A 6,089-nucleotide genomic window follows, 5' to 3' on the forward strand; every position below is an offset into this window, starting at 1 on the left:
GACTACTCTAATGTGGAAATAGTTTACACTCCAGGTAAAGAATTAGATTTCACTAAGGTAAACGAAATTATAAATTGTTTTCTGAGGAGATAACTGTGGAACAAGAATTTATTCATGAAGAGGCAGTTCTCCGTGTCGGTGAAGTATGTGAGGTGTCAGGAAGAACAATAAGCATATTGGTCGATAAAAATAAAAACCTTAGCGATCTTTTTTTCCGTGGAAAAGTACTTAAGAACGTATCCGTTGGCGGATTTATCGAAATCAAGAAAGGATTCATGAGCCTAATCGGTAAAATAGAGGCAGAAAAGATACTTGAGGAGAAAAATCCATTAGGAAGCGGTGCTGAGTCCATACGTTTTCGCCGCTACCTGACTGTCTCTTTGTCGGGTTACGTTGATCGGAACGGTCATTTTACTGTCGGTACAAGGGAACTTCCCTTAATTGGAAACGAAGCATTTATAGTGACCGAAGAGATAATTCAGCTCATTCATCAGATAGTGAGAGCACAAACTTGTGCTATCACATTCGCCCGTACTGATCTTGAAGATATCGATATTACCCTACCTGTTAGCGGTTTATTAAATTCTCACATTGCTATTTTCGGTAATACCGGTAGTGGAAAGTCAAACACTCTGGCATCTCTGTACAAACACGGTTATGCCGCATTGTCTGAAATGCTAAAAGAGAGCTTTCAAAGCAAGTGTAAGTTTATATTGTTTGATTTCAATGGTGAATATGGTGCCGATGAATGCATAACCTCGGAGAAAATTGTCTATAACCTTAGCACTTATAATGATCAAGGGGATAAAATCCCTATGCCGGAAGGTGTATTACTTGAACATGAGATCCTTTCTGTCCTTACTGATGCAACAGACAAAACCCAGAAACCATTTTTAAGGCGAGTACTTGAACTCAAATCGGCAGTTCATCGCTCTGATGCCCCTATTGATTTTTTTAGAAATATACTCAAGAAAAAGATCAGGGAAACTTTGTGTGGTAGCGATAAGACACGTTGTGATGCCCTTCTTGATCTTTTTCGACCAATTTTTAACGATCATGAGCATATGACATCCGATCTAGAGTTTCATTTCGGTAGAAAAGTTTGGTTTAACAACACAGGTCGCTTTTTTGACTCTCCTGAAGATACGGAGCATTCAAACCTGTTCAGACTCGCAGAATCCTATGAATTTCCAAATGATGTTATAGAATCCTTGCTTGGATTCATGTATTTGCAGCTAATCCTCGAATTCTTATCCGGTCGCTCAAATCCTGAACACATAGCACCAGTAGTAAATAGAATGAGTGCAAACAGAAAAGATATTAGAAAAGTCTTTGATACCAATGGGAATAGAGATTTTTGGGGCAACAGTAATTTTGTAGTCATCAACCTGAATATGGTCAATCTGACCATGAAAAAAACACTTCCATTATTACTCGCTAAATGGGCCTATGCTGATAAAAAAGCAGGTGACCCCTACTCAACTCTCAGTCTCATCATTGATGAAGCACATAACATCCTGTCTAATACATCTTTTCGTGAAACCGAGAGCTGGAAAGATTATCGACTTGAAACTTTTGAAGAAATCATCAAGGAAGGGAGAAAATTCGGTGTATTTGTAACCCTATCGAGTCAAAGACCGAATGATATTTCCTCCACTATTATTTCTCAGGCGCATAATTATTTCATCCATAGGTTGATAAACCAGAATGATTTATACGCTATTGAGAAGTCAGTTTCTTATATTGACCGTCTCACCGAGGAATCAATTCCCACCCTTTCTACTGGCACCTGCATATTCAGCGGTGTGGTATGTCCAATGCCGCTGAAACTTCGCATCAATGAATTGGAGATACATCATAGCCCCCACAGCAGTACCATTACTTTTGAAGAAATTTCACTACTATGATCATGATTCAATATCAGAACAGTGCAAGATTAGAGATCTGCGTCTCTACTAGGGATAGCCCTATGATGTGCTCATTAATATTTTATTTGAATAAGATGAATAGCAACGACTATTAGGAAAAATAATGATTCTAACTGACAACGAAACAAAAATCGATCTGCTAAACAATGAGGCCATTGCCTCCACCATTATTGGATTGCTTCGAGAGCAGCTCAATCACCCAGTAACAATTGGTGTTCATGGTGATTGGGGTGCAGGTAAGTCGAGCGTACTCGAAATGATTGAGTCGGGCTTCTCCGACAAAGATGATGTTTTATGCTTAAAGTTCAATGGTTGGCGTTTCCAAGGATTTGAAGATGCAAAGATAGCCTTAATTGAAGGCATCGTCTCAGGTCTGGTAGAGAAACGTCCTGCATTGAAAAAAGTTGAAGGAGCTATTAAAGACGTATTCCGTAGTATCGACTGGCTAAAGGTTGCCAAGCGAGCCGGCGGTCTGGCATTAACCGCATTTACCGGTGTTCCGACACCTGAGCAAATTGGCTCCATCATCAACTCCCTGCAAGGTTTGGCTGAAGATCCCGTCAAACTTATGACGAAAGAAAATATCTCTAATACTATCAATGAAATAAAGGCGGTGACGAAAGAGGGAGAAACAAAAAATGTACCGATGGAAGTGGAAACATTTCGCAAAGCATTTGATCAACTACTGAAAGATGCTGGTATCAAGCAACTTGTGGTATTGGTTGATGATCTTGATCGTTGTCTACCTGATACGGCCATTGAAACTCTTGAAGCGATTCGTCTATTTGTATTTACCTCGCGGACAGCATTTGTTGTTGCTGCTGACGAGGCTATGATTGAGTACTCAGTGCGTAAGCACTTCCCTGACCTGCCTGACAGCACTGGGCCACGAGACTATGCCCGTAATTATCTTGAAAAACTCATTCAGGTCCCGTTCCGGATCCCTGCTTTAGGCGAAACAGAGACGAGAATTTATGTCACATTACTTCTTGCTGGTGCTGAAATAGGTGAGAATGACCCAGACTATGAAAAGTTAATCATCGTTGCGCGGGAAAAGTTGAAACGCCCGTGGACAAGTGGTGGATTGGACGCTGCCACGGTAAAAATAACTCTCGGCTCGCAAGCCGATAAAGCAAATAATGCACTAATTCTGAGTGATCAGATCGGACCAATTTTGGCTAGCGGAACAAAAGGTAATCCTCGCCAAATCAAGCGTTTTCTTAATACCCTCTTGCTACGTGACCGCACCGCAACAGCGCGAGGTTTTGGCGATGATATCAAACTGCCAGTACTAGCAAAACTCATGCTTGCTGAGCGATTTATTCCAAGATTGTTCGAACAGATCGCGTTTGTTGCGGCGATACATTCAGATGGACACTGCAAAGATCTTGAAGCATTAGAGACGTTTCTTACGATTTCCAATAAAAACGATGATAAACCAAAAGAAAAAAAAGCCGCAGAAGTATTATTGCCACCTGATAGTACGGTTTTGACTGAATGGAAATCTTCAGAAACGATAAGTGACTGGGCTCGGCTCCCACCGAAGTTATCAGGTCTCGACTTACGTCCCTACTTGTTTGTAACAAAAGATAAAAAAGATTATTTTGGTCCGGTATCAGTTTTGGGCCACTTAGCCGAGGTGGTCGAGAAATTGTTCGGCGGCAAAATGGCGGTTCAAAGTTACGAATCAGAGTTGAAGCAACTTGTGCAACCTGAAGCCGAAAAGGTCTTCGAGGCAGTTCGTAGCAAAATAATGAGCACAGCTACTTTTGATATCAAACCGGCAGGAATTGATGGTTTGAGCGTTCTTGTAAAGGCACAACCAAAATTACAGAGCCAGCTAATGGATTTTCTGGAGGCATTGCCAAATGATAAGTGTGGTCCTTGGGCTGTAAGTGGTTGGCAGAGTGCTATAAAGGATACCGAATGTTTAGCGCGTTTGACTGTACTATTGGGGAATTGGAGCAAACTAACTACTAATACCAGCCTCAAAGTCGCAGCCGAAGCAGCGCTTAAAAATCACAAAGGAATACATTAATGGGAACATCAACAGCTTATGGAGGGCCTGGCGGCGGGACTCCACTTATTCCATCATGGTTGGATAACGCCCCCCCGGCATCCCCGCAAGGCAATGGCCCAGGACAAGACGACCAGCAGCCAATAGATCGTCCTGAACCCCTGACTCCACCAAATCGCCCACCAATACCAGGTACAGCTGATCCGCAACGTTTCTCAAACGCGCGCAATAACTTCACACGATTTGCAGGGTCTGGTGGTTCAGATCGAGCAAGCCTCGGGCGGGCCATATCGAAGTATGTTTCAACGTCATCAGGTGGTGCTAGGCAGGCAGCACAACGTATGGGAGCTTCCAGAGGGGCGGGGGCACGGCTCCTCGGTTTCCTAGCGGAGGTACAAACAAGGGGTGTCAACGAAGCGCTACGCTCACTGAATTTAGAATCGCTAGCAGGCCGTCCAATCACTGAAATTTTCATTGGGCTAGCTGATTTCATCTGCCCAGGAGCAGGTACTGTTGATGAGGGCATTGCCCGTGAAGCATACATCGAGACTATCGTAGAACTTGCTAACGAAGGTCTCACTGATTTGAATACATTTACACCAGATCAAATGCAAACCGTTTTCGAACTATATGCTACTCACGCGATCGAAGCACGCATTTGTAATGACATTGGAACCAAAGCGGTGACGATGCCAATAAATGCGCATACAGCACATCTTGTTGAGCAGCAGGTGCGAGATTTCATCCGGGGTGGAGTAAGCGATGCACTCGCACGCGCTCAAATTGGGACAAATCATCTTACTCCAGAGCAAATTCAAGGATTCGTGGATACGATCTATGAGTCTGCGTTTAGAATTTTACAGGCTCTTGGCGATGCAGAGGCTAATAAACAATGATGCGACAACTCCTAGTTGGTCATTTCGGTTATGACGATTCATTTGACCCTGTAGCAGGCTTAGATGAACAGATAACTTCCCTACAGCTCGTCGCCAGCAAACAAACGTTGGATTATGGAATTGGTCATGCACTGTCCAGCCTTAACAATATCGGCATATTCCCAACAGAAATGGGCATTGACCTGTTGGTTTTAGCAGCCCATGTCCATGCTGCTGACACACGAATCTCGCGTGTTGAGCAATCGCAGGATTCGTGGACACGCGAGATAAGATTGATAGTACCTGTGAGTAATCCCTCTCGTTGGTATTCAGCAGCGCCAACCCTCAAAAATTCTCTTGATTTTTTAACCGGCGATCGCTGGACGGTCGATTTTAGGCCACGCCCCGAGCGATTTAATACTGTCGTCAAAGAAGCACCACCAACCCTGATTGCTCACCCATTTGATTCAGTCAGTTTATTCTCAGGTGGACTTGATAGTTTAATTGGAGCTATCGACTCGTTAGAGAGTGGAACTACACCGCTTCTGGTTAGTCATTTCGGAGAGGGGGCAACAAGTGATGCACAAACTAAGCTGTTTGCCGGTTTAAAAAAACATTACGTCAAATCATCTTTAGGGAGATTGCGAGTTGGTATGTCCTTTGAGGAAGGACTTGTGGAAGGCGTAAGTTCAGAGAATAGTACTCGAGGCAGATCTTTCTTGTTTTTTGCTCTCGGTGTTTTCGCAGGAACCGGACTAGGAAACCATTTCGTTTTGCGCGTCCCTGAAAATGGATTGATTGCTCTAAATGTACCGTTGGATCCACTACGATTGGGATCAAACAGTACTCGCACGACGCACCCATATTATATGGCGAGATGGAATGAACTACTTTCCATACTTGGCATCAATGGCGAAATTCAAAATCCGTATTGGAACAAAACTAAAGGGGAGATGGCTTCGTCTTGCCAAAATCCTTCTCTTTTAAAAAGCCTGATATCAGATTCACTATCGTGCTCATCACCGGCCAAGGCCCGTTGGTTGGGGCATGGCATTGAACAGTGTGGCTATTGTTTGCCATGCCTGATCCGCCGAGCAGCATTAATGGCAGCATGGGGACCTGATAGTGATCCAACGGTGTATACAGTGGCAGATCTTCATGCTCACCCCTTGGACACGCGCCAAGCAACTGACCTGCTCCCCGTTGATTAGTACACCCCGATGTTAGTAATGTCTTCATAAGCCACATGAGGACATCCCCATGAAGAAG

General features: G+C 43.7%; 4 protein-coding genes. All 4 read left to right on the forward strand.

The window, feature by feature from the left end:
• Positions 1–95: 95 nt before the first annotated feature.
• Entirely contained in the window at positions 96–1,907 is a 1,812-nt protein-coding gene (locus tag IM317_RS23605) for an ATP-binding protein (protein ID WP_003036345.1), read from the forward strand.
• A 124-nt stretch (positions 1,908–2,031) separates the two neighbouring features.
• Positions 2,032–3,966 carry a Qat anti-phage system ATPase QatA gene (gene qatA / locus IM317_RS23610; RefSeq protein WP_003036342.1) on the forward strand — a complete coding sequence of 645 codons (1,935 nt, stop codon included), beginning with the start codon at positions 2,032–2,034 and terminating at the stop codon, positions 3,964–3,966.
• Entirely contained in the window at positions 3,966–4,841 is an 876-nt protein-coding gene (qatB, locus tag IM317_RS23615; protein WP_023337495.1) for a Qat anti-phage system associated protein QatB, read from the forward strand. Before qatA ends, qatB begins: the two co-directional genes overlap by 1 nt.
• On the forward strand, positions 4,838–6,031 hold the full coding sequence (gene qatC, locus IM317_RS23620) for a Qat anti-phage system QueC-like protein QatC (RefSeq protein ID WP_227010983.1): 1,194 nt from the start codon (positions 4,838–4,840) through the stop codon (positions 6,029–6,031). Before qatB ends, qatC begins: the two co-directional genes overlap by 4 nt.
• Positions 6,032–6,089: the final 58 nt, after the last annotated feature.

This window comes from Enterobacter cloacae complex sp. S3 (genome assembly GCF_014930495.1).
Classification (GTDB): Bacteria; Pseudomonadota; Gammaproteobacteria; order Enterobacterales; family Enterobacteriaceae; genus Enterobacter; species Enterobacter asburiae_B.